The sequence below is a fragment of the Streptomyces sp. NBC_01352 genome, from assembly GCF_036237295.1.
Lineage (GTDB): Bacteria > Actinomycetota > Actinomycetes > Streptomycetales > Streptomycetaceae > Streptomyces > Streptomyces plumbiresistens.
Window position 1 is genome coordinate 1498215 of the sequence record NZ_CP108354.1, and the last position, 26483, is coordinate 1524697.

The following is a 26483-nucleotide window of genomic DNA, read 5'->3' on the forward strand; positions in this document are numbered from 1 at the left end:
CTCGTAAATATCCCCAGGTCAAGCACGTAGTTCAGCGGTACCGGGCGGGTACCTGGCGGCCACCCGGGGGTGAGGCGTGGGTCACATTCCACCGGCCTGATGTCACATTCCGGCACCCGCCCGCCGTCGCAGTGGTGAGCGCGCCACTGGGGAGGCCCACACATGTCCGAGCACACCGTTTCCGACCGTTCCGAGACCGGCGGGCCGCCGGGCGATGCGACCGGTGTGTTCCTCGGGCATCGGGAGCTGTTGTTCGGCGTCGTCTACAACATGCTGGGCAGTGTCGCCGACACCGAGGACGTGCTCCAGGAGACCTGGCTGTCGTGGACGGGGCGGCGCGGCGGCGCCTCGCTGGACGGCATCGACAATCCCCGGGCGTATCTGGTCCGTATCGCCGTCAACCACGCGCTGGCCCGCCGCGCCGCGGTCAGCCGCCGCCGGGAGACGTACGTCGGTCCGTGGCTGCCCGAGCCGTTGGTCGCGGGCGACGACGGCGGGGCCGAGGATCCGGCGCTGCGCACCGAGTCGGTGTCGATGGCGCTGCTGGTGGTGCTGGAGTCCCTGACGCCGCTGGAGCGGGCGGTGTTCGTCCTGAACGAGGTGTTCGGCTACGCCCACACCGAGATCGCGGAGATCATCGACCGCACCCCGGCGGCCGTACGGCAGCTGGCGCATCGCGCGCGGGGCCATGTGCACGCGCGGCGGCCGCTGTACCGGGCGCATCCGCGAGTGCGGCGGGAGGCGACGGAGCGGTTCGTGCGGGCCGCGCTCGGCGGGGACATCGCGGAGCTGATGGAGATCCTGGCGCCGGACGTCACGGTGTGGACGGACGGCGGAGGCCTGCGCAAACCGGCGGGACTGCGCCCGGTGCACGGCCGGGACAAGGCCGTCCGTCTCATCACCGGCTACGCCGGCCGACGCACCCCGCGGAACCTGGACCTGCGCTACCGGCGCGTCAACGGCGACGACGCGGCCGTGCTGTTCGAGGGCGACTCGCCGTACGCGGTGATGGTCATGGACCTCACCCCCGAGGGCGACCAGGTGTCCGGCGTCTACATCGTGACCAACCCCGAGAAGCTCACGCACGTGCACCGGGAGGAGACGTGACAAGCAAGGGCGAGCGGGTGGCCGACTGGTTCGACGGCCGTCTCGGCATCCACACCCTCGGCAGGCGGTACCTGCGCAAGGTCTTCCCCGACCACTGGTCCTTCCTGCTCGGCGAGATCTGTCTGTACAGCTTCGTCGTCCTGATCCTCACCGGCGTGTGGCTCACGCTCTTCTTCCATCCGTCGATGAACGAGGTGACATACCACGGCAGTTACACCCCGCTCAACGGCGTCCGCATGTCCGAGGCGTACGCCTCCACGCTGGACATCAGCTTCGACGTGCGCGGCGGGCTGCTGATCCGGCAGCTGCACCACTGGGCGGCGCTGGTGTTCGTGGCCGGGATGTTCACGCACATGATGCGGCACTTCTTCACCGGCTCGTTCCGCAAACCGCGGGAGATCAACTGGCTGTTCGGCTGGTCCCTGCTCTTCCTCGGCCTGTTCGAGGGCCTGTTCGGCTACTCGCTGCCGGACGACCTGCTGTCCGGGACGGGCCTGAGGTTCGTCGACGGCGCCCTGCTGGCGGTCCCGGTCGTGGGGACGTACCTCTCGATGTTCCTGTTCGGCGGCGAGTTCCCCGGCGACGACATCGTGGCCCGCTTCTACGCGCTGCACGTCCTGGTGATCCCGGGCATCATGGCGGCGCTCGTGGTGGCTCACATCCTGCTGGTCGTGTACCACAAGCACACCCAGTTCGCGGGTCCCGGACGGACCGAACGCAACGTCGTCGGCGCCCCGTTCATGCCGGTGTACCTGGCGAAGGCGGGCGGCTTCTTCTTCCTGGTCTTCGGGGTGCTGGCGCTGATCGCGGCCGTGGCGACGATCAACCCGGTCTGGGCGTACGGTCCCTTCCGCGCCGACCAGGTCTCCACGGGCGCCCAGCCCGACTGGTATCTGGGCTTCGCGGAGGGACTGGTGCGGGTCATGCCGGGGTGGGAGATCACCCTGTGGGGCCACACGCTCGTCCTCGGGGTGCTGATACCGATCGTCGTCTTCCCGCTCCTCCTGCTGTTCATCGGCGTGTATCCGTTCCTGGAGGCCCGGATCACGGGCGACAGGCGGGAGCACCACCTCCTCGACCGCCCGCGAAACCGGCCCGTCCGTACGGCGATCGGCGCGGCCTGGATCAGCGCCTACCTGATCCTGCTGGCGGGCGGGGGCAACGACATCGTGGCGACCCGTCTCCATCTGTCGATCAACGCGGTGACGTGGGCGGTGCGCATCGCGGTGTTCGTCGTCCCGGTAGTCGTCTTCGTCGTCACCCGGCGCATCTGCCTCGGGCTCCAACTCCGGGACCGGGAGCTGGTGTTGCACGGTCGTGAGACGGGCGTGATCAAGCGGCTGCCGCACGGCGAGTACGTCGAGGTGCACCAGCCGCTCGACCAGGCCCGGCTCCACACCCTGACCGCCCATGAGCGGCCGGGGGAACTGGTGGAGCGTGAGCGCGTCAGCCTTGATCCGCCACGAAGGACGCCATCCGGGTCAGGGCCGAGTTCCAGTTGATGGTGTGCTCGTTGGTCGACCAGGACTGGATGTCGTCGATGTAGCAGAACTGGCCGACGCAGCCCTGGAGTTTGCTCTGTGCGTAGGGGTCCTGGATGCTCGAGTTCGGTCCGCCGGCGAGGGTTCCGTCGGGCGGGGCCGGGTGGCTCGGGTCGAGCTGGCGGGCGTACCAACGGCTGTGCTGGTTGTGGGAGTTGACCTCGCCGTAGCCGGTCACGTACGACATGTTCAGCGCGTTGCGGCCGAAGATGTAGTCCATGCTCTGGACGGCCCCGTCACGGTACTTCGAGGCGCCGCTGATGTCGTAGGCGGTGGCGATGACGACCGCGTTGTGCAGGATCTGGTGGTTGGAGCCCCAGTCGTAGAGGTTGTCGGCGGGGGCGTACGGCATGCCGTAGGCCTGTGACTTCAGGGTGGCCAGGTAGCGGTCCGCGCCCTTGATCACCGACTGCCGCACCTTGTCCCGGCCGGGCAGCCTGCTCGGCACGGTCGCGAGGTCGAGGCGGGCCGCTGCCGCCGTCCTGGCCCAGTCGTAGCCGAGGGGGCCGAAGATGTCGGCCGTGTGGACGGGCGAGGCGAGGACGTGGTCCGCGAAGGCCTTCTCCCCCGTGGTGAGATACAGCTCGGCCGCCGCCCAGTAGAACTCGTCGGTGGCGTCGGAGTCGGCGTAGGCGCCGCCGCCGATGCCGTCGTTCGGGTCGGCGTACCTCTCGGGGTGGGCGAGGGCGGCCGTCCATGCCTTGCGGGCGGCGGCGAGGGCCTTCGCCGCGAAGGTCGTGTCGTGGGGCCGGTAGAGGCGGGCCGCCTGTGCCGCCGTCGCCGCCAGGTTGAGCGTCGCCTGGGTGCTCGGCGGGTGCAGTTCGCGCTTCTGCGGGTCGTCACTGGGCAGCAGCGGCAGGCCGGTCCACTGTTCGTCGTGCATCTTGTGGTGGGCCATGCCGGCCAGCGGCTGTCCGTCCGGTACCTGCATCTTCAGCAGGAAGTCCAGTTCCCAGCGGACCTCGTCGAGGATGTCCGGCACCTTGTTGCCGCTCTCGGGGATGGCGAGCGAGCCGTCGCCCAGCTTGGCCGGCTGTCCGGTGCGGGCCGTCAGGGCGCGCTCGTGGGTGCTCAGCAGCTCCCAGGTGGAGATGCCGCCGTTGACGACGTACTTGCCGTGGTCGCCGGCGTCGTACCAGCCGCCGGTGACGTCGAGCGTGTAGTCGCAGACGCCGGGCTGGCAGGGGACGGCGGAGTCGCCCTGGTTGGGCGGCACGTCGACGTGGCCGGCGGGGCGGGCGTAGCCCGGGCGCAGGTCGTCGCGGATCGCGATGCCGCTGCGCTGCGTGTAGTAGTACTTCGCGGCGTCCAGGCGCAGCTTCTCGTAGGCGCCCGTGCCGATGTCGAAGGGCCGGCCGGTCTCGCCGTCGACGACCAGGGTGAAGCCCGTGCCCTGCTTCTTGTAGGCGCCGAAGTCGATCGAGTGGACGTTCTGCCCGGAGGAGGCGTCGGTGCCTCGCGGCACGGTCCAGCCCCGGGCGACCACCGCGCCGGTGGAGTTCTTGAGCTCCCAGGGCAGTTTCGTGGTCGCGCTGGTGACGAGCGTGGCGTTCTTCGGTCCCGCGGGCAGATAGGCGACCTGGTTGACGCGCACCCGGGGACCGGTGTCGGGCTCGTAGACCTCGGGCGGCACCCCGCCCAGCAGCGACACGTCGTCCATGCAGAAGCGGAACGGGTCGGCGCCGCCGCCGAGTTGGAAGCCGACCTGCCCCTGGGCGGTGTCGACGGGCGAGGTGAAGGTGTAGGAGTACGAGTTCCCCGACACGCTCAGTTGCGGGGTCACCTCGAAGTAGGTGTCGTACGGCGCCGCCGACAGGCCCACGATCGCGCGCACGGCATGTCCGTCCGGCGAACCGTTCGCCGTGAAGGCGAACCTGTACGACTCCCCCTTGACCAGGGCGAGGTCGTTCTGGCCGACGGCGGCATCCCAGCGGTTGGCGGTGCCGCCCGGCACGTCCGCGCAGAGCTGTCCGTCGGACAGGGCCGCGGTGACGTTGCTGGTGGTCCACCAGGGGGCGGTGGTGGTGTCGAAGGTGCCGTTCTTGACCTGTTCGACCTCGTCGGCGGCGGCCCCGGAGGCGGGGAGGCCCACCAGTGCCGCCCCTATCAGGGCCGTCAGGGAGAGCAAGGCGGTTCTGCGTCGTTTCACGTCTGGGCTCCTCGGGGGAGGTGCGGGTGACGCTCCTCGTGGGAGCGCTCCCAGATGCGGACGCAGGCCATGTTTGTGCGATACATGACACCGCGTCAACGGTCCGGACGGGACTGGCACCCGTCCGGACCGCTCCGGGAGCCGCTCAGCCCGCCGGAACCTCCAGCCTGCTGATGCGCACCGCGCCCCGGGCCTCGCCCGGATGGCTGCTGGTCAGGGTGAGCCGCAGACGCGAGCCGCGGACGGCGTCGAAGGTGACGACCGTCGCTTCGTCCGAAGCGGTAGCCCAGTCCACGGCCGCTCCCTCGACCGGCGCATACGCCTTGCCGTCCCACACCTCGGCCACCACGGAGGCGGGCAGGCTGTGGGTCGTACTCAGGGTGAAGGAGATCTCCACGCGGTCGAAGGTGCGGGTCCGCCCGAAGTCCACGCAGACCCAGTCCTCGGCCCTGGCGCCGTTGAACGCGGGCAGCAGGGCGGTGGCCGCCTTGGTGAAGGCGTTGGACCAGCCGGTGGCCGGGTCGCCGTCGAGCATCGCGGCGGGGAGGGTGTCGGGGCGGCCGGAGTAACTGGCGTCCGCGTGGGGGTAGTTCACGGGCGCCGGATGGTCGGGCGCGAAGGCGGCGGCCGGGGTGGTGGCCGCCGACCGGGTGGGCGTGGCCCGCACGCTCACGGTGTGCGACCGCAGGCCCTCCACCCGTGCGGTCACCTTCAAGGGCCCCGGCTCGGTGCCGGACCGCACGATCGCGAGTGCCTTGCCGTGGAAGGCGGTCCGGGTGCTCGCCTGGTAGCGCTCGGCGCTCTCCTCGCGGCCGTTGTCGAGACCGGCGAGGGAACCGCCCCTGACCTCGAACGAGATCAGGTGCTCGGCGTCGGGCACGATCACCCCGCGGGCGTCCACGATGTCCGCGGTCACGAAGGCCAGTGAACGGCCGTCGGCGGCGAGGGACCTGCGGTCCGCGGTGAGGCGTACGGCGTGCGGCTTCCCGGCGGTGCGCAGGACGTCGGTGGCGACCACCTTGCCCCCGCGGCGGGCGACCGCCTTCAACTCGCCGGGCCTGTACGGCACTTTCCAGGTGAGGTGGAGCTTGCCCGCGCTGCCGTTCGGGCTGGTGTAGCTGCCGGGGTAGGGGCCGTCGGTGAAGGTCTTGTCGTCACCGGTCGCCTCGGTGGTCTCCAGATACGCCCGGCCGTCGGTGGTCTTCTTGGTGTCGAACCGCCGCGTGCCGAGCGACCTGCCGTTGAGGAACAGCTCGACGGTGTCGACGTTGGAGTACGCCCACACCTCGACCGTGTCCCCGGGCCGGTGGTTCCAGGTCATCGGCAGCAGGTGGACCATGGGCTCGCCGACCCACTGGCTCTGGAAGAGGTAGTACATGTCCTTCGGGAAGCCGGCCGTGTCGACCGCGCCGAAGAAGGACGCCTTCACCGGGAAGACGTCGTAGGGCGTGGGCTCGCCGATGTAGTCGATGCCCGACCACAGGAACTCCCCGGTGAACCACTTCCGGTCCCGGTCCTTCTTGTGCCCGTACTCGCCGCTCATGGTCCAGGAGGCGAGGTTGTTGTCGTACGAGGAGGTCTCCCGCTTGCCCGGGGTGTGGTTCTCGCCGGTGTTGAGGCGTTCGGGCTCCTGGTAGGTGCCGCGGGTGGAGGTCTCGGAGGACGACTCCGACTCGAAGAGGAACAGGTTCGGGTAGCGGGCGTGCAGGGCGTCCACCGACTTGGCGGTGTTGTAGTTGAGGCCCAGGCCGTCGAGCTTGGCGAGGATCAGGTCGCCCGGGGAGCCCACGGCGGGCAGGCTGCGGTGCCGGTGGGAGCCGATCACGATCGGACGCGTGTCGTCGGACGCCTTGACGGCGGCGATCAGGCGGTCCGCCATGGCGAGGCCGGAGGTGGAGGTGAACTCGGAGATCTCGTTGCCGATCGACCACATGATGACGGCGGGCGAGTTGCGGGCCGCCAGCACCATCTCCGTGATGTCCCGGTCGGCCCACTCGTCGAAGAACCGGCCGTAGTCGTAGCGCGTCTTGGGGCTGCGCCAGCAGTCGAACGCCTCCACCATCATCACGATGCCCAGTTCCTCGCAGACCTCGATCATCTCCGGGGAGGGCGGGTTGTGGGAGGTGCGGAAGGCGTTGACGCCCATCGACTTCATGATGGTCATCTGTCTGCGGATCGCGTCGACGCTGACGGCGGCGCCGAGCGCCCCCAGGTCGTGGTGCAGGTCGACGCCCTTGATCTTGGCGTAGCGGCCGTTGAGGTGGAAGCCCTCGTCGGGGTCGATGCGGAAGGTGCGGATGCCGAAGGGGGTGCGGTAGGTGTCGACCGTTCTGCCGCCGACGCGGAGTTCGGTCTCCAGGGTGTAGCGGTGGGGCGAGGCGAAGTCCCAGAGTTTGGGTCTGGTGACGGTGAGTTCGTGGGTCTCGGTCGCCTCGGTGCCGACGGTGACCGTGGTGGCCGTGCGGGCCACCGTGCGGCCGGCCGGGTCCTTGATCAGTGAGCGGATCTCGGCCTCGCTCGCGGTGCCGGACTCGTTCAGCACGGAGGTCCGCACCCGGACGAGCGCCCGCTCCTCGGTGATGTCCGGCGTGGTGACGTACGTGCCCCAGCGCGCCACGTGCACCGGATCGGTGACCACCAGGCGGGCCTCGCGGTAGATGCCGCTGCCGGAGTACCAGCGGCTGCTGGGGAGCCGGTTCTGCACCTTGACCGCGATCACGTTCTCGGTGGTGCCGTCGGTGTGCACCAGGTCACTCACGTCGAAGGCGAAGCCGGTGTAGCCGTAGGGGTGGCGGCCCACCTCCGTGCCGTTGCAGTGGACGTACGAGTCCATGTAGACGCCGTCGAACTCCACCGATATCCGCTTGCCGGCCAGGGTGGGCGGCAGCGTGAAGGCGAGGCGGTACCAGCCGAGGCCGCCGGGGAAGAACCCGGTGCCGCTGGTGGTGCCGTGCTGCGTGGTCGGGGCCAGCTCGATGCTCCAGTCGTGCGGCACCGCGACCTCGCGCCATCCCGAGTCGTCGTACCCCGGGGCGGCGGCGTCGGCGTATTCACCGGTCGGGTCGGTGATCCCGCCCGGATCGACCAGCGCGAAGCGCCAGCCGTCGCGCAGCGCGACCGTCCGGCGACCGGACGCGCCCTGGGCGGCCTCGGCGGCCCAGGCCGCCGGGGTGCCCACGAGCGCGCCGGCCGCCGGCGCCGCCGCGGAGGCGAGGAGAAGCGATCTGCGAGTGACCGTCATGGCGGCTCTCCCTCATTAGGGCCCAGAAGTACTCACAACTGATCGTGACCAAACAGATTCTGACGGTGCGCCACGCGCGCCCGTCAAGGGTGCGGTGAGCTGCTTCTGCCCCGGGCGTCACAACGGCCGGATTTCCCCCTTGACCACGGCTCGAAGGCGGCCACTGCCCGCACTGCGGTTCCCCGTCCGCGCGCGAGCGCGACGCACTAGGCTGGGACCGATGTGGCGCGCCTGTTCACTGTGAGTGTCCGCGATGGAGTGGCGACGATGAGCCCGGTGTATCCGATCGACGATGCCGCGACGGCGCGGGCCGTCGTCGACGACGCGGGCACGGTGGTCGAGTGGAACGAGGGCGCCCGCCTGCTCCTGGGCCGGCCGGCCGCCGAGGTGGTGGGCCGCCCCGCCGTCGAGCTGCTCGCCGACCCGGGCGAGTTCCCCAAGCCGGACAAGACCCGCTGGGACGGGACCCTCCTGCTGCGCCACGGCAACGGATCGACGGTGTCGGTGTGGCTGCTCGCCCACCACAGACGGCCCGAGGACGGCCCCGCCCACTGGCTCGTGGTCACTCCGCTGGCGGGCGACGGCCCGCACGCGCCCGACGACCCGCTGGACCGGGCCGAGCTCGTGCAGTCCCCCTGCGCCGTCGCGATCTACGACGAGCGGCTGCGGCTGCGCCGGATGAACTCCGCCATGGCCGAGGTGCTCGGACTGCCCGAGGAGCGGGTGCGGGGGCTGCGGGTGCCCGAGATGAGCGGCAGACCGCAGAGCGAGGACATCGAGCAGCATCTGCACCGCGTGCTCGCCACCGGCCGGGGGCACGACGTGCGCACCTACGTGCCGATCGGCGGCGACGGCCGGATGAACGCCTGGCTGGCCCGCATGGCGCCGATCACCGACACCAAGGGGCGGGTGCGGGGGGTGTGCGTCGCCGCCCACGACTTCACCGACCAGTACCTGGCCCGGGAACGGCTCCAGCTGGTGAACGAGGCCAGCATCCGCATCGGCACCACCCTCGACGTCACCCGAACGGCTCAGGAACTGGCGGACGTGATCGTCCCCGCCCTCGCCGACTTCGTCAGCGTCGACCTGCTGGACCCGCCGGAGGCCGGGGGCGAGCCCTTCACCGCCCGGCTGACCGCGCCGGTCAGGCTGCGCCGGGCGGCCCACCAGTCCGTGAACCCGGGCACCCCCGAGGCCGTGGCCAAGCCGGGCCAGGTCGACGTCTACCCCGCGCCCTCGCCCCAGGCCGACTCCCTCGTGGTGGGCCACACCATCGTGGCGTCGACCCAGACCCGCGACATCGCCGAGTGGCTCGCCTGGGACCCCGTGCGCAAGGACCGCATCAAGGAGTACGGCATCCACTCCACGATGTCCGTGCCGATCCAGGCCCGCGGCCAGACCCTCGGCGTGGCCGTCCTCACCCGGTTCCGGCGGCCGGACCCGTTCACCCCGGACGACGTGCTCCTGGCCGAGGAGGTCACGGCCCGGGCCGCCGTCTGCATCGACAACGCCCGCCGCTACTCCCGCGAACGCGAGACCGCCCTCGCCCTGCAGCGCAGCCTGCTGCCCCGTTCACTGGCGCGCACGGCCGCCGTGGAGGCGGCCTCGCGCTATCTGCCGGCGGCCCGCGCGGGGGTGGGCGGCGACTGGTTCGACGTGATCCCGCTGTCCGGGATGCGGGTGGCGATGGTCGTCGGGGACGTCGTCGGCCACGGCATCCAGGCCTCGGCGACGATGGGCCGGCTGCGCACCGCCGTCCGCACCCTCGCCGACATCGACCTGGCCCCGGACGAGCTGCTGACCCACCTCGACGACCTCGTCGTACGGCTGTCCTCGGAGGCCGGCGGCGAGGGCCGCCCCGGTGAGGTCGGCGCCACCTGTCTGTACGCGGTGTACGACCCGGTGTCCCGGCGCTGCACGATGGCCCGGGCCGGGCATCCGGCGCCCGTCATGCTCCCGCCGGGCGGCGCGCCCCAGGAGGTCGACGTGCCGCCGGGGCCGCCGCTCGGCCTGGGCGGCCTGCCGTTCGAGAGCGCGGAGCTGGAACTGACCGAGGGCACCGTGCTCTCCCTGTACACCGACGGGCTGATCGAGACCCGGGAGCGGGACGTGGACGCCAGCCACGCCCTGCTCTGCGAGGCCCTCGCGGTCCCGTCCTCCTCGCTGGAGGAGACCTGCGACCGCGTCCTGCACGGGCTGCTGCCGGCGGGCGGCGCGCTGGACGACGTGGCGCTGCTGCTGGCCCGCACCCGGGGGCTGCCCGCGTCCCAGGTCGCCACCTGGGACATCCCTGCCGACCCGGCGCTCGTCGCCCCGATCCGCAAGCAGGTCGTCGGCCAGCTCGGCCGATGGGAGCTGAGCGAGGCGGCGTTCACCGCCGAACTGGTGGTCAGCGAACTCGTCACCAACGCGATCCGGTACGGCTCCCACCCCATCCGGCTGCGCCTGATCCACGACGACACCACGCTGATCTGCGAGGTGTCCGACACCAGCCACACGGCCCCGCACCTGCGCCGCGCCAAGACGTGGGACGAGGGCGGCCGGGGTCTGCTCCTGGTCGCCCAGCTCACCCAGCGCTGGGGCAGCCGGCACACCACCGACGGCAAGACGATCTGGTCGGAGATCAGCCTGACCGACGAGGAGTGAGCGGCGCGCGCTTCAGGAGGTGGCCGACAGCCAGGGCCGGACCTGCCTGCGGGCCTCGTGCAGCCGCGACTTGAACGTGCCGAGCGGGACGCCCGCCCGTTCGGCGGCCTCCGCGTACTCCAGCTGGCAGATGTCCCGGTACACCAACGGCGCGACCAGGTGCGGGTGTTCGCGCTCCAGCCGCTCCAGCGCCTCCAGCAGGTCGACGCGGGATCCGGCGATCACGCTGGTGGTGCGCGGGTCGACGAACTGGGCGGCGTCGATCGGCGCCGGCTGTTCGGCGGCCCGCCGCCTGAGCTCGCGGTACTTCTGGCGGGCGCAGTTGGCGACGACGGTGTAGAGCCAGGTGCTGAAGCGGCTGCGGCCCTCGAAGGTCCCGATCTTCCGGGCGACTTGGAGGAGCACGTCCTGCGCCGCCTCCTCCGCGTCCTCCCGGCAGGGCAGGAACCGCCCGCAGCGGCGCAGGACTTCGGGCCGGATCGCTTCCAGCAGCTCGTCCAGCGCGCCCCGGTCGCCCGCGGCCGCCCGCCGTGCGAGGTCCTCGATCGGTGCCGCGTCCGGCACGGGCTGCTCCCCTCGGGCTCGTCTCGGCGGGATCACGGCGGATCCCGGGCGGAATCCGGTGGACTCCGGCGGAACACCGGTCAACCCCGGCGGATCCCGGGGGACCCCGGTGAACCCCCGCGGATCCCGGGCGGACCCCGGTGAACCCCCGCGGACTCCTGGCGGACCCCGGTGAACCCCCGCGGACTCCTGGCGGACCCCGGTGAACCCCCGCGGACTCCTGGCGGACCCCGGTGAACCCCCGCGGACTCCTGGCGGACCCCGGTGAACCCCCGCGGACTCCTGGCGGACCCCGGTGAACCCCCGCGGACTCCTGGCGGACCCCGGTGAACCCCCGCGGACTCCTGGCGGACCCCGGTGAACCCCCGCGGATCCCGGGCGCACCCCGGTGAACCCCCGCGGATCCCGGGCGCACCCCGGTGAACCCCCGCGGATCCCGGGCGCACCCCGGTGAACCCCCGCGGACTCCTGGCGGACCCCGTGGACTCCAGCGGAACACCAGTGAACCCTGGCGGACTCGATGCGGAACCCGGACGAATCCCGGTGAACTCCGGCGGACTCCGGACCGGAACCCGACGGTCCCCGGGCGGACTCCGGTGAACCCCAGTGAACCCCCCAGAACCCCCGCGGACTCCAAGCGGACGCCGGCGAACCCCGCCGGGCCCCGGTGAACCCGGCGGATCACCCCGGCCCAGGCATGATAGTCGTATGCACTCCGTCGAGCGGATCGGGCGCTACCGACTCGAACGGCGCCTGGGAACCGGCGCGTTCGGCACGGTCTGGCTCGCCCACGACGACGAACTCGACGCCCCGGTGGCCGTGAAGGTCCTCGCCGACAACTGGTCGCAGCGGCTGGACGTGCGCGAACGGTTCCTGTCCGAGGCGCGGATGCTGCGCCGGGCCGGGTCCGAGCGGGTGGTGCAGGTCCACGACCTCGGTGAACTCCCGGACGGCAGACCGTACTTCGTCATGGAGTACGCCGACGGCGGCACCCTCGCCGACCTGCTCGCCGCCGGTCCGCTGCCCGTGCCCCGGGCGCTGCGGCTGACGGCGCTGGCCGCCCTGGGCGCCGCCGCGCTGCACGAGGCGGGGATCGTGCACCGGGACATCAAGCCGACCAACGTGCTGCTGGCCGGCGCCCCGGACGGCAGCGTCCGGGTGCTGCTCGCCGACCTGGGGCTGGCCAAGAGCCTCGCGCAGGCCTCCGGCCTCACCCAGGCGGCGGGGTCGGAGGGGTACCGGCCGCCCGAGCAGGCCGAGCCCGGCGCGGGCATCGACGAGCGCGCCGACGTGTACGGTCTCGGCGCCGTCGGCTACCACCTGGTCACCGGCACGGTTCCGGGCCCGCCCGGCAAGGTGGTGCGCCCGGACCGGCTGCGTCCGGGCCTGGATCCCGGTGTCCGGCGCGCCCTGATGCGGGCGCTGCACCCGGACCGGGAGCGGCGCTGGCCCGATGCCCGGGCCTTCGCCGGGGAGTTGGAGCGGCTGGCGTCCCAGGTGGCCGGCCGGCCTCGCCGCGTGTCCGCGAAGGGCGTCGCGTCGGCCGCCGTAGTGCTCGCGGTCGTGGCCGCCGGTGTGATCACGGCGCTGGTGAGCCGGTCCTCCGGGGACACCGACGTACGGGTCGAGGACGCGACCGGCCGGATCGCCGCCGAGGTACCCGGCGCGTGGGGGCGGCAGCTGCGCGACTCGGGGTGGGATCCGCGGGTGCTCGGTCTGCCCGCGGGGCAGGAGCCGGGGCTCGTCGTCGCGGACCACCTGGACAGGTGGCAGGATCTCGGCGCGGACGTGAACGGCGTGTTCGTCGGCCTGAGCGAGCAGGGCGACGTCACCGCCCGGATCGCCGGCCTCGCCCACCCCGGCTGCCACTACGACGGCGCCCGCGCCTACACCGGCCGCGTCTGGCACGGCAGGGTCCGCGGCTGGAGCGACTGCCCGGGCGGCGGGTCCGTCACGGAGGCCGGGCTCACGTCGGCGGACGGCGGCGGACAGCCACAGGTGTATGTGCAGATCCGGCAGAGCGGCGGTGCGACCGCGACCGACCGTGTCCTGGATTCCGTACGGCTGGCAGACCGCCGTGATTCCCTGGGATGACGGGCGAACTTTTCGGTCCCCGGCCGCATCGGACCTCAGTGACGGGGCACAAGGCGCCGTACGCACGTGTGTCACGCGTGCGAGGAGTTTCCGGGAGTGTGGACAGACATGGCGAAGACGTCCCAGGGCGTGCCGCGGGCGGCCCGGCTCGCCGGCGCGGTCGCGGTGCTCGGCCTGCTGACCGCCTGCGGCGGCGGTGACGGCACGGCGAGTCCGCCGCAGAAGGTGGCCGGTACGGCCGCGCCCGCGACCGAGGGCCGTACGACTGCTTCGGCCGCCCCCGCCGACCCCACGCCGAGTCCGGTTCCCAGCGGGTCCGCCGCCCCGCCCACCACCTCGCCCCCTGCCTCGCCCACGGCCGAGGACTCCCCCACCGCCGTGAGCACCCGCTGCCACACCTCCGAGCTGCGCGCGTCCGTCGGGCGCAACGACCCGGGTGCCGGGCAGTGGAACTTCCCGGTCGTCCTGACCAATGCCTCCGACCGGACGTGCACCGTGCGCGGCTATCCGGGCGCCGCCTTCCTGGACGCGTCCGGCAAGCAGCTGGGCCCGGACCCGAGGCGCTCCGCAGACACGCCCGTGACGGTCACGCTGGCGCCGGGGAAGAGCGCCTGGGCCGGGCTCTCGTTCTCCAATCCCGAGGTCAGCGGGGCGCGGGCGGCCACTCCCGAGTCGCTGCTGGTGACCCCGCCGGACGAGCGCGACCCGCTGAAGGTGGCGTGGACGGCGGGGCGGGTGCCGGTGTCCGGCAACACGTCCTCGGTGTTCCTGACGGTGTTCGCCGCCGGGACGGCCCCCTGAGCGGCCGCCTGTCGGGGTCCTCGCCTGCCTCTTACCGTCGCCTGCTTCGATGGCCGGGCAGCATCTGACCACGTTCCGAAGGATCCGCCCTGAACACCCCGCTCGCCGAAGCCCTGTCCGTCGCTCTGCTCGTCGCCGTCCTCGCCTGGGCCGTCCTTCGCCCCAACGGATGGCCGGAGGCGGTGCTGGCCGTCCCGGCGGCGGGGGTGGTGATCATGACCGGGGCGATCTCGCCGGCGCACGCGCGGGCGGAGGCCGAGCAGCTCGGGCCGGTGATCGGATTCCTCGCCGCGGTGCTCGTGCTGGCCCACTTCTGCGACGTCGAGGGGCTCTTCCAGGCGTGCGGGGCGTGGCTGGCCCGTCGGTCGGCGGGCTCGCCCGGGCGGCTGCTGGCCGGGGTGTTCGTGCTGGCGTCGACGATCACGGCGGTGCTGAGTCTGGACGCCACCGTGGTGCTGCTGACGCCGGTGGTGTTCGCCACCGCCGCCCGCATGGGAGTCCGGGCCGGGCCGCACGTCTACGCGTGCGCGCACCTGTCGAACACGGCCTCGCTGCTGCTGCCGGTCTCGAACCTCACCAATCTGCTGGCGTTCGCGGCGAGCGGGCTGAGCTTCACGCGGTTCGCGGCACTGATGGCGCTGCCCTGGCTGGTCGCGATCGGCGTCGAGTACGCGGTCTTCCGGCGCTTCTTCGAGCGCGACCTGGACGAGGTCACCCACTCCCCCGTGACCGCCCAGACGCCACAACTGCCGCTGTTCGCGCTCGTCACGGTCGCCTGCACGCTGGCGGGGTTCGCGGTGACCTCCGCCCTCCACGTCGAGCCGGCCTGGGCCGCGCTGGCGGGGGCGCTGGTGCTGGCCGGTCGGGCTCTCGTCCGGCGGCGGGCCACCCCGCTGACCGTGGTGCGGGCGGCGGCGCCGGCCTTCCTGGCGTTCGTGCTCGCGCTCGGCGTCGTCGTGCGCGCGGTGGTCGACAACGGCCTCGCCGACGCGCTGCGGCACGCACTGCCGGAGGGGACGGGACTGGCCGCGCTGCTCGGCATCGCCGCCCTGGCCGCGGTCCTGGCGAACCTGATCAACAACCTGCCCGCGGTCCTGGTCCTGCTGCCGCTGACCGCCCCGGCCGGCCCGGGCGCGCTCCTCGCGGTGCTGCTCGGGGTGAACATCGGGCCGAACCTGACCTACGCCGGGTCGCTGGCCACGCTGCTGTGGCGACGCATCGCGCACGGGCAGGGGTACGAGGTCGGGCTCAAGGAGTTCACCCGGCTCGGTCTGCTCGCCACGCCGGCCGCGCTGGTGCCCGCGGTGGTGGCGCTGTGGGCGTCGCTCCAGGTCGTCGGGGCCTGAAGCGTCCGGTTGCCGTCGCGGGGCGGGTCAGTTGCGGTCGCGGCCGTCGCCGCCGTAGCCGTAGCCGCCATAGCCGTAACCGCCGTACCCGGGCCAGCCGCCGTACTGGCCGTTCCCGGAGCAGTAGTACGGGTTGTAGTAGCAGTTGCCGTCGGTGGGATACGGATACGTCGGAGTGGGGGCGGGCGTGGGCGTGGCCTGGGGCGTCGACGGAGTCGCGGACGGCGTGGGCGTGGGCTTCGGGCTCGGTGTTCTCGACGGCTCGGGCGTCGGCACGGGCACCCTCGACAGGGTGCTGTCCGCGCCCCAGTTGACCACCTCCATCTGGAGGTCGGTCTTCGAGGTGTCGATCACCCAGCGCTGCGCGGGGCTGTCGTCACGGGTCTTCACGACCAGCGAGCCCGCTCCGTCGGTGGCGGAGGGGCTCAGGGCCAGGTCCTGGTCCCAGCGCGGCACCAGCATGCCCTGGAGGGTGAAGTCGTAGCGGATGCTCTTGTCGGCTGCCTCTTCCGCGCCCGTGCACAGGGCGAGCCGCACCGAGTAGCCGAGGTGGGAGTCCAGGCAGAGATCGGGGTCGTCCGCGTTGCGCAGCAGCCCGTCGGCGTCGTACGACCACTGCTGCGAAGGCTCCGCGGAACAGTCGGTGAGCTCGGTCTCCGCGTCCTTGACGGCCTTCGCACCGACCACGCCGACGCACAGCCCGGACGCCACGTTGTGCAGCCGGCCGCGCATGGTGCCCTGCTCGCCCTCTCCGGAGCCGGCCCAGGACGGGTCGGAGGTCTCGGTACCCGCGTCGGGGGCGTCGGACGTACGGCCGTCGTCGACCTGGGCGTTGTCGTCGGAGGAGCCGAGGGAGGACCACAACGCCAGCGGGAGGACGATCAGCCCGCTCACGGTCAGGACGGCCGCGGTGAGGTTGCGGCGGGACGCGCGGCGGGCGGCCTTGTGGGCGGAACGGCGGGAGGCGGGGCGCGGGCCGACCCGGGGTGCGGAGGTCGGACGCGCGGGCGCCTGGAAGGCCACACCCGCGACGGCGGGTGGCCGGGCGTCCGGCGCCGGGACGAAGGCCTCGCCCGGGGCGGCCGGGGGCTGGGCCGGCGTCGCGCTCATGAAGGACTCGCCCACGACGGCCGGGCGCTGGGCCTGCGCTTCCTCGGGAGCGTCGTCCACGTGTGCGCGCGCCTCCCGGTAGGCGTGCGCGCCCCAGCCGAGCACCGCCTCGGCGAGCGCGCCGCCGAGGCCGTGGTTGAACTGGTGCAGCTGGTCGGCGGTGTACCGGCAGTGCTTGCACCGCTCCAGGTGTTCGCTCAGGTCGGCGTCGAGGCCGGCACCGCCGCGCCGATAGGTCACGTCCAGCAGCCGGAGGTAGTGACGGCACTCCTGCTCGGGAGCGAGTTCGCGGTGGACCTGGAGGCACTCGTCGCGCAACCGCTCGCGGCCCCGCTGCAGTTCGATGCCCGCGTCCTCCTCGCCCAGGCCGAGCAGTGCGGCGGGCAGGCCGAGCGGTTCGGACTCGACCTCGGTGTGCCACAGCAGGCAGCGGGCCGACTGGGGCAGCCGCTGGAACGCCCCGGACAGCAGGCGGCGGTTGGCCGGCGGCAGCAGGCGGGCGGCGATGCGGTCCCCGCCGCCCTCGGTTCTCAACTCCGGGTGCAGCAGCTCGCGTCTGCCGTCGGCGTCCCATTCCGCCGCTATGCGGCGCACGGTGACGAGCAGTTGGGGCCGCCAGGCGGATGTCGGCCCGTTCTGGCGCAGCGTTTCACCGAAGAGCCGGGTGAATGCGGCGGTGGTGAGCATTCCCGCGGGGCGGGCGCCGTCGGTGCACAACCGTGCGTAGGCGAAGGCCGCTTCCCAGTGCCGGTCCAGGAGTTCACCGACTGGTTGGAGCGCCGGCGTCGCCCCGCTCCACTTCTTGAGCTCGGCGCTCAGTTGCTCGTCCGTGGCGTCGGAGGGACGAGCGGGAGTCGGGGAATTCGACAGGCCTGCGTCTTTCACAGCGGCATTCCTCCGAGGGCGTTCTGCACAAAGTCCATACCAATGGGTATGCGGTGCCGCCGACGAGGCGCCGGAGTCCGTCCGCACAGGGTTCGGCATCTCGAACGCCCGCCAGGGGAAGCTCTTTTGGAGCATGAGGAGCGCACGGGAGAGGCCTCGCGCACACGGCAAAGCAAGATTGTCCGTGCGCCGACCAGGCCACTTTTGCACAGGTCAACGAGGTGTAACAAGTCGTCCCGTGGTTTTGTGCATTGCGTTCGGGTCGCCCATATTCGACAACGGGTCAATAGCGGCCCTTTGCAGCAGCTTTACCGTGCCGCGGTATCAGGGGCCGCAAACGGGAATGGTATTCACTTGCTTCGGGCGTCGACTTCGCGCCAACCATTGAACGGCCACTCCACCGCACCTGAGACCGTTCTTCGCCACTCATCCGCCAACCATTGGGCCGACAAAAACCGGAGGGCGGGGATCCGTGCGGCACGTGGTTCGCACCGCGCGGATCCCCGCCCTGGGCCGACCCCTCAGGAGTGACCGACAATCGGGTGCGGGCCGTAGGGCCTCTCCAGCTCCTCGATCTCCTTGTCGCTGAGCTCGAGTTCGACGGCGGCCACGGCGTCCTCGATGTGCTGCGGCTTGGCCGCGCCGACGATGGGTGCCGCCACCGTCTCCTGGTGCAGCAGCCAGGCGAGGGCCACCTGGGCGCGCGGGACACCCCGGTCGTCCGCGATGCGGGTGACGGCCTCGACGATGGTGCGGTCGCCCTCGGAGTAGAGGTTGCTGCCGAAGTTGTCGCTCGCGCTGCGCTCGGTGACCGTGCCCCAGTCACGGGTCAGACGACCGCGGGCCAGCGGGCTCCAGGGCAGGGCGCCGACGCCCTGGTCCGCGCACAGCGGCAGCATCTCGCGCTCCTCCTCGCGGTAGAGGAGGTTGTAGTGGTTCTGCATGGAGACGAACTTGGTCCAGCCGTGCCGCTCGGCCGTGTACTGCATCTTCGAGAACTGCCAGGCGTACATCGAACTCGCCCCGATGTAACGCACCTTGCCCGCCTTCACCAGATCGTGCAGGGCCTCCATCGTCTCCTCGACCGGGGTGTGCGGGTCGTAGCGATGGATCTGGTAGAGGTCCACATAGTCCGTGCCGAGGCGACTCAGGCTGTGGTCGATCTCGGTCATGATCACTTTGCGGGACAGTCCGGCGCCGTTGGCTCCGGGCCGCATCCGGCCGTGCACCTTGGTCGCGAGCACGAACTCGTCACGGCGGGCGAAGTCGGCGAGCGCCTTGCCGACGATCTCCTCGCTGGTGCCGTCGGAATACACGTTGGCGGTGTCGAAGAAGTTGATCCCGGCCTCCAACGCCTGCCGGATCAGCGGACGTGACGCCTCCTCGTCGAGGGTCCACTCGTGCACGCCGCGGTCCGGCAGGCCGTACGTCATGCAGCCCAGACAGATCCGCGAGACGTCCAGGCCCGTCGAACCGAGCTTCACGTACTGCATCGTTGCTGCTCCTGCCTTCGGGATGGGTACGAAAAGGAGCGTACGACTTCGCCCGCGCTCCAGGTCCGACAGCGGCTCCCGTCGGCCACGTCCACCACAGTGGTCCCGTGTCCCGTTGTTCCGCCGCCCGCGGTGTCCGTTCCTGTTTGAATGAGGCATCTTCACAACAACTACAGAGGAACCTCACAACACGGGTTCTTCCAGGGGGAGTTGGCGTGGGCCTCATCGGACGCACCGGAGAGCGGGAACGGATCGGCACACTGGTCACGGCCCTGCGCGAGGGACTGAGCGATGTGGTCGTGTTCCGCGGTGACGCCGGCATCGGCAAGACGGCACTGCTCGACCACGCGGTCGGCCAGGCCGCCGACCTGCGGGTACTGCGGGTGGCGGGCGTGGAGCCGGAGGGCGGGTTCCCCTTCGCGGCACTGCACCGCCTTCTCGTACCGCTCCTGGAGGGCCTCAAGCAGTCGGACGGGCTGCCGTCGGCCCAGCACGAGGCGCTGCGGGTGGCCTGCGGGCTGGCCGACGGTCCGCCCGCCGACCGGTTCCTGGTGGGGCTCGCGACGCTCAACCTCCTGGCCGAGACGGCGAAGGGCCGGCCGGTACTGGTCTGCGTCGACGACGCCCAGTGGGCCGACGAGGAGTCCCTCGCGGTGTTCGCCTTCGTGGGGCGGCGGCTGCACGCGGAGGGCGTCGGGCTGCTGCTGGCCGCGCGCACCGGGTTCGAGGTGCCGGCGGGACTGCCCGTCGCCGAAGTCGCGGGCCTGGAGGAGCCGTTCGCCCTGGAACTGCTCCGGCATGCCATCACCCGCCCGCTCGACGCCCGGGTCGGGGCGCGCATCGTGGCCGCGACCGCCGGGAACCCGCTCGCGCTGGCCGACCTGGGGCAGGAACTGTCCGCCGACCAGCTCGCCGGCTCCCTCGCCCTGCCCGAACCGCTGCCAGTGGGCAGCCGGTTGGAGACGCTCTACCTCGACCAGGTCCGGGGGCTGCCCGCCCCGGCCCGGACCTGGCTGCTGCTGGCCGCCGCCGAACCGGGCGGCGACCTCGGCTACATCACGAGCGCGGCCCGGCGGCTCGGGGCCGGGCCGCAGGACTCGGGGCCGGCCGAGGCCGCGCGGCTCATCGTGCTGCGGACCACCGCCGAGTTCCGGCATCCGCTGGTGCGGTCCGCGGTCTACGGCGGTGCCACCGGCGTCGAGCGGCGGCGCGCGCACCGGGCGCTGGCCGAGGTCACCGACCGCCCGGTCGACAGCGACCGGCGGGCCTGGCATCGGGCGGCGGCCGCGCTCGGCCCGGACGAGGACATCGCCGCCGAGGTGGAGCGAGCTGCGGACCGGGCGGGCGGTCGGGGCGGGTACGCGGCCCGGGCCACGTTTCTGACCCGGGCGGCGGAGCTGACGCCGGAGGGGGCGGTCCGTACGGAGCGGCTGCTGGCGGCGGCCGAGGCCGCGCTGAGTGCCGGCGCGCCGCTGCAGGCCGAGTCGCTGCTCGACGCGCTCGACGTGGGGCTGCTCGGGAACGTCGGCCGGGGCCGGGCGCTGCTGGTGCGCGCACACGCGGGCACGCTCCTGGGGGACGCCGGTTCGTTCGCCCTGGCCCCGGCGCTCTGCCTGCGGGCCGCGCGGGCCCTCGCCGAAGGGGCACCGGACCTCGCCCGGGAGGCGCTGCTGCGGGCGGTCGACCGGGCCATCACCGCCGAACACCTCATACGGGACACGACGGTGGCCGAGATCGCCCGGGCGGTGGACGACCTGCTGCCGCGCACCGCGCCCGCGACCGGCGTCGACCTGGTGCTGCGCGCGTTCGCGGTGCTGGTCACCGACGGCTACGAGCGGGCGGTCCCGCACATGCGGCGGGCCCACGCGATGCTGGTGGACCCCCAGACGCCGGACGAGGACGTGCTGCGGGCCTATCTGCCGACGGTCACGCTGTCGATGATGCTGTGGGACGAGGACGCACAGAGCGCGGTGATGCAGCGGGCCGCGGACGTCGCCCGCGCGGTCGGGGCCCTTCAGCAGCTGGACAGCGCCCTGTACTGCACGGTGATGCACGAGACGATCCTCGGCAGGCTGGCCGTCGCGGACGACCTGCACCTCCAGGGCCACCAGATCCGCGCGGCGATCGGTGCCACCAACGAGATGTGGGAGCTCTACCGGCATCCCGAGCTGCTCGCCTGGCACGGCGAGGCCGAGAATCTGGAAGCGGTGCTGCGCGGATCGATGGAGGCCGGCACCTGGCTGGGCAACGGCGCGGTCGAGTCCATCGCCCGCATCGGCATGGTGATCGTGGCGCTCGGCAGCGGCGACTACGCCCGGGCCCGCTCCGTCACCCACGAGCTCGTCGGGCACGACGTGTTCGCGTACCACTCCCGCCTCCTCCCCCACCTGGTCGAAGCCGCCGTACGCTGCGGCGACCGCGTCCTGGCCACGTCCGTCCTGCGCACGCTGGAGTCCCGGGCGCGGGCCACCGGAACGCCGTGGGCGCTGGGCCTGCTGGCGCGCTGCAGGGCCCTCCTGGCGGGCGTGACCGACGCCGAACCGCTGTACCGCGAGGCGCTCGACCTGCTCCGCAGCACTCGGGCCCGCGCGGACCTCGCGGTCGCCCACCTGCTGTACGGCGAGTGGCTGCGCCGCCGCAAGCGCCGCAAGGACGCGCGGGAGCAGCTGCGTACGGCGCTGGAGCTGTTCGACGGCATGCGGGCCGCCGGGTACGCGACGCGCGCCGCGCAGGAACTGGCCGCGACCGGGGAACGCCCCCACCGCGGACCGGCCCGGGAGACGAGCGCGCTCACCCCGCAGGAGCTGACCATCGCGCGCCTCGCCAAGGAGGGCGCCACCAACGCCGAGATCGCCGCCCGGCTGTTCATCAGCGCGAGCACCGTCGACTACCACCTGCGCAAGATCTTCCGCAAGCTCGACATCACCTCCCGCAGGCAGCTGGCCCAGGCGCCCGGGCTCTGAGCCCGGTCACGACTACGCGCTCCACGGGATTCGGGACGGTCCCGCTCCGGACGACGATGCGCGGGTCGACAACACGTCTCGCAGACGGGAGCACTTCCATGCCGTACGTCACCGCAGGCGACGGAGCCGAGATCTTCTACAAGGACTGGGGGACGGGCCGTCCCGTCGTGCTCAGTCACGGGTGGCCGCTGAACGCGGACAGCTGGGAGGCGCAGCAGCTGTTCCTCGCCTCGCACGGGTTCCGGGTGATCGCCCACGACCGGCGCGGCCACGGCCGGTCGGCCCAGACCTGGCACGGCAACGAGATGAACACCTACGCCGACGACCTGGCCGCCCTCGTCGACACCCTCGACCTGCGCGACGCGACGCTCGTCGGGTTCTCCACGGGCGGCGGTGAAGTCGCCCGCTACGTGGGCCGGCACGGCACCGCCCGCGTGGCGCAACTGGCGCTGGTGTCAGCCGTACCGCCGTTCATGCTCAAGACCGACGACAACCCGGGCGGGGTGCCCGTCGAGGTGTTCGACGCGATCCGCGCCGGTTCGCTCGCCGACCGCTCGCAGCTGTACCGCGACCTGGCCGACGGGCCGTTCTTCGGCAACAACCGGCCCGGTGCCAGTGTCTCCCAGGGCGTGCGGGACTCCTTCTGGCTCCAGGGGCTGCAGGCCGGGCACCGGGGCGCCTACGAGTGCGTCGCCGCCTTCTCCGCCACCGACTTCCGCGCCGACCTGGACTCCTTCGACGTGCCCACGCTGGTGATCCACGGCGACGACGACCAGGTCGTGCCCTTCGAGGTGGGCGGCAAGGCGTCGGCGGCCCGGATCAAGAACGCGGCGCTGAAGGTCTACGCGGGCGCCCCGCACGGCATCACGGACACGCACAAGGAACAGCTGGGCGCCGACCTGCTCGAGTTCCTCAACTCCTGAATTCCTGAACTCATCTCGTGAACTCCCCTGATTCCTAGGAGCTCTCGCATGGTCCCCGAAAGTCACCCCCGCCGACGCGTGCTCGGCGGTCTCCTCGCGGCGGGCGCCGCCACACTCGGCGCCACCGCGGCCGCCACGGGAGCCGCCGCGGCCGCGGAGGCCTCCGACGCCGAGGCATCCGATGCCGCCCGCACGACCGCCGGCACCAGACCTACCGTGGTCCTCGTCCACGGCGTCTTCGCCGACGCGTCCGGCTGGAACGAGGTCATCGCCCGGCTGCTCAAGGCCGGCTTCCCGGTCATCGCGCCCGCCAACCCGCTGCGCGACCTCGCCGAGGACTCGGCGTACGTCGGCAGCGTCGTCGACACCGTCCCCGGCCCGGTCATCCTCGTCGGGCACTCCTACGGCGGCGAGGTCATCACCAACGCCGGGCGCGGCCGCGCGAACGTCAAGGCCCTCGTGTACGTCGCCGCGTTCGCCCCCGACGAGGGCGAGAACGCGCTCGGTCTGGCCGAGATGTTCCCGGGCAGCCGGTTGCCGGGTGCGCTGCTGCCCCGCCCGTACCCGGTCCCCGGCAGCCCCGATCCCGGGATCGACGGCTACATCGACCCGGCGAAGTTCCACGACGTCTTCGCCCAGGACCTGCCGCCGTCGCTGACCAGGGTGATGGCGGCGGCCCAACGGCCGGGCAGCGTGGTCGGGCTGGGCGGCCCCAGCGGCGTGCCGGCGTGGCGGACCGTGCCGTCCTGGTACGTCGTCGCGACCGCCGACCGCGTCATCCCGCCCGCCGTGCAGCGCTTCATGGCCGAGCGGGCGGGGAGCAGGGTCGTCGAGGTCAGGGGCGCCTCCCACGTCGTGATGATGTCCCGCCCGGACAGCGTCGTCCGGCACATCGAGGCCGCATACCGCGCCACTCGCTGACACCCCCGCAAGGAGGGGCCATGAGCACACCGGACACCATCGTTCTGATCCACGGCTTCTGGGTCACCCCGAGGAGCTGGGAACACTGGATCTCCCACTACGAGAAGCGCGGCTACCGCGTACTCGCCCCCGCCTACCCCGGTTTCGAGGCGGAGGTCGAGTCCCTGAACGCCGACACCACGCCGATCGAGAAGGTCACCGTCCCGCAGATCGTCGAGCGACTGGAAACCCTGGTCCGCGGCCTGGACAAGCCGCCCGTCCTGATCGGCCACTCGGCCGGCGGCGTGTTCGTCCAGCTCCTGCTGGACCGCGGGTACGGAGCGGCGGGCGTCGCCATCAACTCCGCGCCCACGGAAGGCGTCGCCGTACTGCCGCTGACCCAGGTCAAAGCGGCCTTCCCGGTGCTGAAGAACCCGGCCAACCGGCATCGCGCGGTCGCCCTGAACTTCGAGCAGTGGCACTACGCGTTCACCAACACGTTCCCCGAGGACGAGTCCCGCGCGTTGTACGAGCGGTACGCGATCCCCGCCTCCGGCAGCATCTTCTTCGACAGCGCCCTGGCCACCCTGCGCCCCGGCCACCAGAGCACGTACGTGAACTACCACAACGACGACCGCGCTCCGCTGCTGTTCGTCGCGGGCGAGCACGACCACCTGATGCCGCCGAAGGTGCAGCAGTCCAACGCCAAGCACTACAAGTCGAACACGGTCACCGAGGTCAAGGAGTACGCGGGCCGCCCGCACCTGCTGCCCGCCGCGCCGGGCTGGGAGGAGGTCGCCGACTTCGCCCTCGACTGGGCCGTGTCGCACGCCAAGTGATCCGCGCGCCCGGGGCGGAGCACGAGTGCCGCCCCGGGTTTCCGGAAGGGACCACCACATGACCGAGGCCCGTATCACCCACATCGGCGGCCCGACCACGCTGATCGAGGCGGCCGGTTGGCGGCTGCTCACCGACCCGACGTTCGACCCGCCCGGCCGCCGCTACTCCTTCGGCTGGGGAACCTCGTCCCGCAAGACCTCCGGCCCGGCCCTCAAGACGTCCGAACTCCCGCCGCTGGACGCCGTGTTGCTCACCCACGACCATCACGCCGACAACCTGGACACGGCGGGTCGTGCCCTGCTGCCGTCGGCGGACGTCGTCCTGACCACGCGGTCCGGGGCGGTCCGGCTCGGCGGCACCGCGCACGGCCTCGCCCCGTGGGACACCTGGCGCCTGGAGTCCCCCGGCCGCCCGGCGATCGAGGTGATCGCGACCCCGGCCCGCCACGGCCCGCCCCTGTCCCGCCCGTTGGTCGGGGAGGTGACGGGCTTCGCGCTGCGCTGGGAGGGGCAGCGGCACGGCGCGCTGTGGGTCACGGGAGACACGGTCCTGTACGACGGTGTCCGCGAGGTCGCCCAACGGGTCGACGTAGGAACGGTGTTGCTGCACCTGGGCGGCGTGCGGTTCCCCCTGACCGGTCCGCTCCGTTACACGATGACGGCGGCTCCGGCACTGGAACTGTGCCGCCTGCTGCGCCCGCGAACCGTGCTGCCCGTGCACTACGAGGGGTGGTCGCACTTCCAGGAGGGACGGCGGGCCGTGGAGGCGGCGCTGGCAGCAGCCGACGCCGATCTCAGCGCACGCTTCACCTGGCTGCCCGCCGGAACTCCGCTGGACGTCACCGTCTGACTCACCCCAGAAGATCCAGCGCCCGCTCCCACTCGAACTCCGGGCGCGTACCGTCCTCCCCCGGCTCGCCGGAGTACGGCTCGCCGAACCGCACGCCCATCGCGCGCAGCCGTATGAGGCTGTCGTTGTAGGCGGGGTGGGCGGCGAGCGCGTCGGACACGCACGGCAGCGCGACGACCGGGACGCCCAGGCCGTACGTCTCGCACAGGGTCGCCACGGCGAGGGTGTCGGCGAGTCCGGCGGCCCACTTGTTGACGGTGTTGAAGGTGGCGGGAGCGACCACGACCGCGTCCGGCGGGGGAAAGGGACGCGGGTCGCCCGGGCTGCGCCAGGCCGAGCGGATCCGCCGCCCGGTCTGCGCCTCGACGGCGGCGGTGTCGAAGAAGCCGTTCATCGCGAGGGGGGTGGCGATCACGCCGACCTCCCAGTCGCGCTCCTGGGCCGCGGCGATCAGCCGGCTGACGTCCGCCGCGATCCCGGCGGCGCAGACGACGACGTAGAGGAAGGGTTTCCCGTCCGGTTCGGTCATTCCGCGCACCCTACTCAAGCGGGAAGGGCCGCCCCCGTTCGGCTTCCGGCCGCGGGCCGAGGATGCGCCGCTGCTTCTCCTCGATGGGCACGTCGTTGATGCTCGCCTCGCGCCGGGTCATCAGCCCGTGCTCGTCGAACTCCCACAGTTCGTTGCCGTACGACCGCCACCACCGGCCGTCCGAGTCCCGGCACTCGTACTGGAACCGCACGGCGACGCGGTCGCCGTCGAAGGCCCACAACTCCTTGCGCAGCGCGTACTCGTGCTCGCGTGCCCACTTCGCGGTCAGGAATTCGACGATCTGCGCGCGGCCGGTGACGAAGGTGTCGCGGTTGCGCCACACCGAGTCCGGCGAGTAGGCGAGCGCCACCCGGTGCGGGTCGCGGGTGTTCCAGGCGTCCTCGGCCGCCTGGACCTTCTGGGCGGCGCTCTCACGGGTGAAGGGCGGCAGGGGCGGGCGGTCGGTCATGTCTTCCTCCGTGGCCGACAGGGAGAACGAGCG

The 26483-nt window shown here is 72.2% G+C and carries 18 protein-coding genes; 11 read left to right on the top strand and 7 right to left on the bottom strand.

The window, feature by feature from the left end:
* The first annotated feature begins 162 nt into the window (after positions 1–162).
* Positions 163–1107, top strand: a complete 945-nt coding sequence (gene sigJ, locus OG252_RS07190; protein ID WP_266451173.1) for an RNA polymerase sigma factor SigJ — start codon at positions 163–165, stop codon at positions 1105–1107.
* Positions 1104–2609, top strand: coding sequence for a cytochrome bc1 complex cytochrome b subunit (gene qcrB, locus OG252_RS07195; protein ID WP_329334563.1), 1506 nt, complete (start codon positions 1104–1106; stop codon positions 2607–2609). The genes sigJ and qcrB overlap by 4 nt, the downstream gene beginning before the upstream one ends.
* Here the strand turns inward: qcrB and OG252_RS07200 are convergent.
* Together OG252_RS07200 and OG252_RS07205 are read right to left on the bottom strand one after the other, a co-directional pair.
* Positions 2554–4797, bottom strand: coding sequence for a glycoside hydrolase family 9 protein (locus OG252_RS07200; protein ID WP_329334566.1), 2244 nt, complete (start codon positions 4795–4797; stop codon positions 2554–2556). The genes qcrB and OG252_RS07200 overlap by 56 nt on opposite strands.
* 145 nt (positions 4798–4942) lie before the next feature.
* Complete coding sequence (locus OG252_RS07205; protein WP_329334568.1) at positions 4943–8038, bottom strand: glycoside hydrolase family 2 TIM barrel-domain containing protein; 3096 nt, start codon at positions 8036–8038, stop codon at positions 4943–4945.
* Between the two features lie 267 nt (positions 8039–8305).
* On the opposite strand from OG252_RS07205, the gene OG252_RS07210 reads away from it, so the two are divergent.
* On the top strand, positions 8306–10684 hold the full coding sequence (locus OG252_RS07210; RefSeq protein ID WP_329334570.1) for a SpoIIE family protein phosphatase: 2379 nt from the start codon (positions 8306–8308) through the stop codon (positions 10682–10684).
* A gap of 12 nt (positions 10685–10696) precedes the next feature.
* Here the strand turns inward: OG252_RS07210 and OG252_RS07215 are convergent, their stop codons facing one another.
* Positions 10697–11248 carry an RNA polymerase sigma factor gene (locus OG252_RS07215; RefSeq protein WP_266451168.1) on the bottom strand — a complete coding sequence of 184 codons (552 nt, stop codon included), beginning with the start codon at positions 11246–11248 and terminating at the stop codon, positions 10697–10699.
* Positions 11249–11956: 708 nt separating this feature from the next.
* Between OG252_RS07215 and OG252_RS07220 the strand changes: the two genes are divergently transcribed.
* The 3 genes from OG252_RS07220 to OG252_RS07230 all read left to right on the top strand — a co-directional run bounded on the left by OG252_RS07220 (position 11957) and on the right by OG252_RS07230 (position 15489).
* Positions 11957–13342 carry a serine/threonine-protein kinase gene (locus tag OG252_RS07220; protein WP_329334572.1) on the top strand — a complete coding sequence of 462 codons (1386 nt, stop codon included), beginning with the start codon at positions 11957–11959 and terminating at the stop codon, positions 13340–13342.
* Positions 13343–13450: 108 nt separating this feature from the next.
* Positions 13451–14143 carry a DUF4232 domain-containing protein gene (locus tag OG252_RS07225; protein WP_329334574.1) on the top strand — a complete coding sequence of 231 codons (693 nt, stop codon included), beginning with the start codon at positions 13451–13453 and terminating at the stop codon, positions 14141–14143.
* An 89-nt stretch (positions 14144–14232) separates the two neighbouring features.
* Positions 14233–15489, top strand: coding sequence for an SLC13 family permease (locus tag OG252_RS07230; protein ID WP_329345097.1), 1257 nt, complete (start codon positions 14233–14235; stop codon positions 15487–15489).
* Positions 15490–15516: 27 nt separating this feature from the next.
* Here the strand turns inward: OG252_RS07230 and OG252_RS07235 are convergent, their stop codons facing one another.
* Complete coding sequence (locus OG252_RS07235; protein WP_329334576.1) at positions 15517–17484, bottom strand: RICIN domain-containing protein; 1968 nt, start codon at positions 17482–17484, stop codon at positions 15517–15519.
* Positions 17485–18005: 521 nt separating this feature from the next.
* On the bottom strand, positions 18006–18977 hold the full coding sequence (locus OG252_RS07240; protein ID WP_329334578.1) for an aldo/keto reductase: 972 nt from the start codon (positions 18975–18977) through the stop codon (positions 18006–18008).
* Between the two features lie 215 nt (positions 18978–19192).
* Between OG252_RS07240 and OG252_RS07245 the strand changes: the two genes are divergently transcribed.
* The 5 genes from OG252_RS07245 (at position 19193) to OG252_RS07265 (ending at position 25452) form a co-directional block, all read left to right on the top strand.
* Positions 19193–21940, top strand: a complete 2748-nt coding sequence (locus OG252_RS07245) for a helix-turn-helix transcriptional regulator (protein WP_329334580.1) — start codon at positions 19193–19195, stop codon at positions 21938–21940.
* Positions 21941–22038: 98 nt separating this feature from the next.
* Complete coding sequence (locus OG252_RS07250) at positions 22039–22863, top strand: alpha/beta fold hydrolase (protein ID WP_329334582.1); 825 nt, start codon at positions 22039–22041, stop codon at positions 22861–22863.
* Positions 22864–22911: 48 nt separating this feature from the next.
* Entirely contained in the window at positions 22912–23784 is an 873-nt protein-coding gene (locus OG252_RS07255; protein ID WP_329334584.1) for an alpha/beta fold hydrolase, read from the top strand.
* Between the two features lie 20 nt (positions 23785–23804).
* On the top strand, positions 23805–24602 hold the full coding sequence (locus OG252_RS07260) for an alpha/beta hydrolase (RefSeq protein ID WP_329334586.1): 798 nt from the start codon (positions 23805–23807) through the stop codon (positions 24600–24602).
* A 58-nt stretch (positions 24603–24660) separates the two neighbouring features.
* Positions 24661–25452 carry an MBL fold metallo-hydrolase gene (locus OG252_RS07265; RefSeq protein WP_329334587.1) on the top strand — a complete coding sequence of 264 codons (792 nt, stop codon included), beginning with the start codon at positions 24661–24663 and terminating at the stop codon, positions 25450–25452.
* A gap of 1 nt (position 25453) precedes the next feature.
* Here the strand turns inward: OG252_RS07265 and OG252_RS07270 are convergent, their stop codons facing one another.
* A complete protein-coding gene (locus tag OG252_RS07270; RefSeq protein ID WP_329334589.1) occupies positions 25454–25981 on the bottom strand; it encodes a flavoprotein in 528 nt (175 codons plus the stop codon).
* 10 nt (positions 25982–25991) lie between these two features.
* Positions 25992–26450: a nuclear transport factor 2 family protein gene (locus tag OG252_RS07275; RefSeq protein ID WP_329334591.1), complete on the bottom strand. Its 459-nt coding sequence runs from the start codon at positions 26448–26450 to the stop codon at positions 25992–25994.
* Positions 26451–26483: the final 33 nt, after the last annotated feature.

Excerpts from the sequence above, each read along its gene's own strand:
- sigJ (WP_266451173.1), top strand. The coding sequence starts at position 163 with ATGTCCGAGCACACCGTTTCCGACCGTTCCGAGACCGGCGGGCCGCCG.
- OG252_RS07205 (WP_329334568.1), bottom strand. The coding sequence starts at position 8,038 with ATGACGGTCACTCGCAGATCGCTTCTCCTCGCCTCCGCGGCGGCGCCG.
- OG252_RS07210 (WP_329334570.1), top strand. The coding sequence starts at position 8,306 with ATGAGCCCGGTGTATCCGATCGACGATGCCGCGACGGCGCGGGCCGTC.
- OG252_RS07220 (WP_329334572.1), top strand. The coding sequence starts at position 11,957 with ATGCACTCCGTCGAGCGGATCGGGCGCTACCGACTCGAACGGCGCCTG.
- OG252_RS07225 (WP_329334574.1), top strand. The coding sequence starts at position 13,451 with ATGGCGAAGACGTCCCAGGGCGTGCCGCGGGCGGCCCGGCTCGCCGGC.
- OG252_RS07240 (WP_329334578.1), bottom strand. The coding sequence starts at position 18,977 with ATGCAGTACGTGAAGCTCGGTTCGACGGGCCTGGACGTCTCGCGGATC.
- OG252_RS07250 (WP_329334582.1), top strand. The coding sequence starts at position 22,039 with ATGCCGTACGTCACCGCAGGCGACGGAGCCGAGATCTTCTACAAGGAC.
- OG252_RS07255 (WP_329334584.1), top strand. The coding sequence starts at position 22,912 with ATGGTCCCCGAAAGTCACCCCCGCCGACGCGTGCTCGGCGGTCTCCTC.
- OG252_RS07260 (WP_329334586.1), top strand. The coding sequence starts at position 23,805 with ATGAGCACACCGGACACCATCGTTCTGATCCACGGCTTCTGGGTCACC.
- OG252_RS07265 (WP_329334587.1), top strand. The coding sequence starts at position 24,661 with ATGACCGAGGCCCGTATCACCCACATCGGCGGCCCGACCACGCTGATC.
- OG252_RS07270 (WP_329334589.1), bottom strand. The coding sequence starts at position 25,981 with ATGACCGAACCGGACGGGAAACCCTTCCTCTACGTCGTCGTCTGCGCC.
- OG252_RS07275 (WP_329334591.1), bottom strand. The coding sequence starts at position 26,450 with ATGACCGACCGCCCGCCCCTGCCGCCCTTCACCCGTGAGAGCGCCGCC.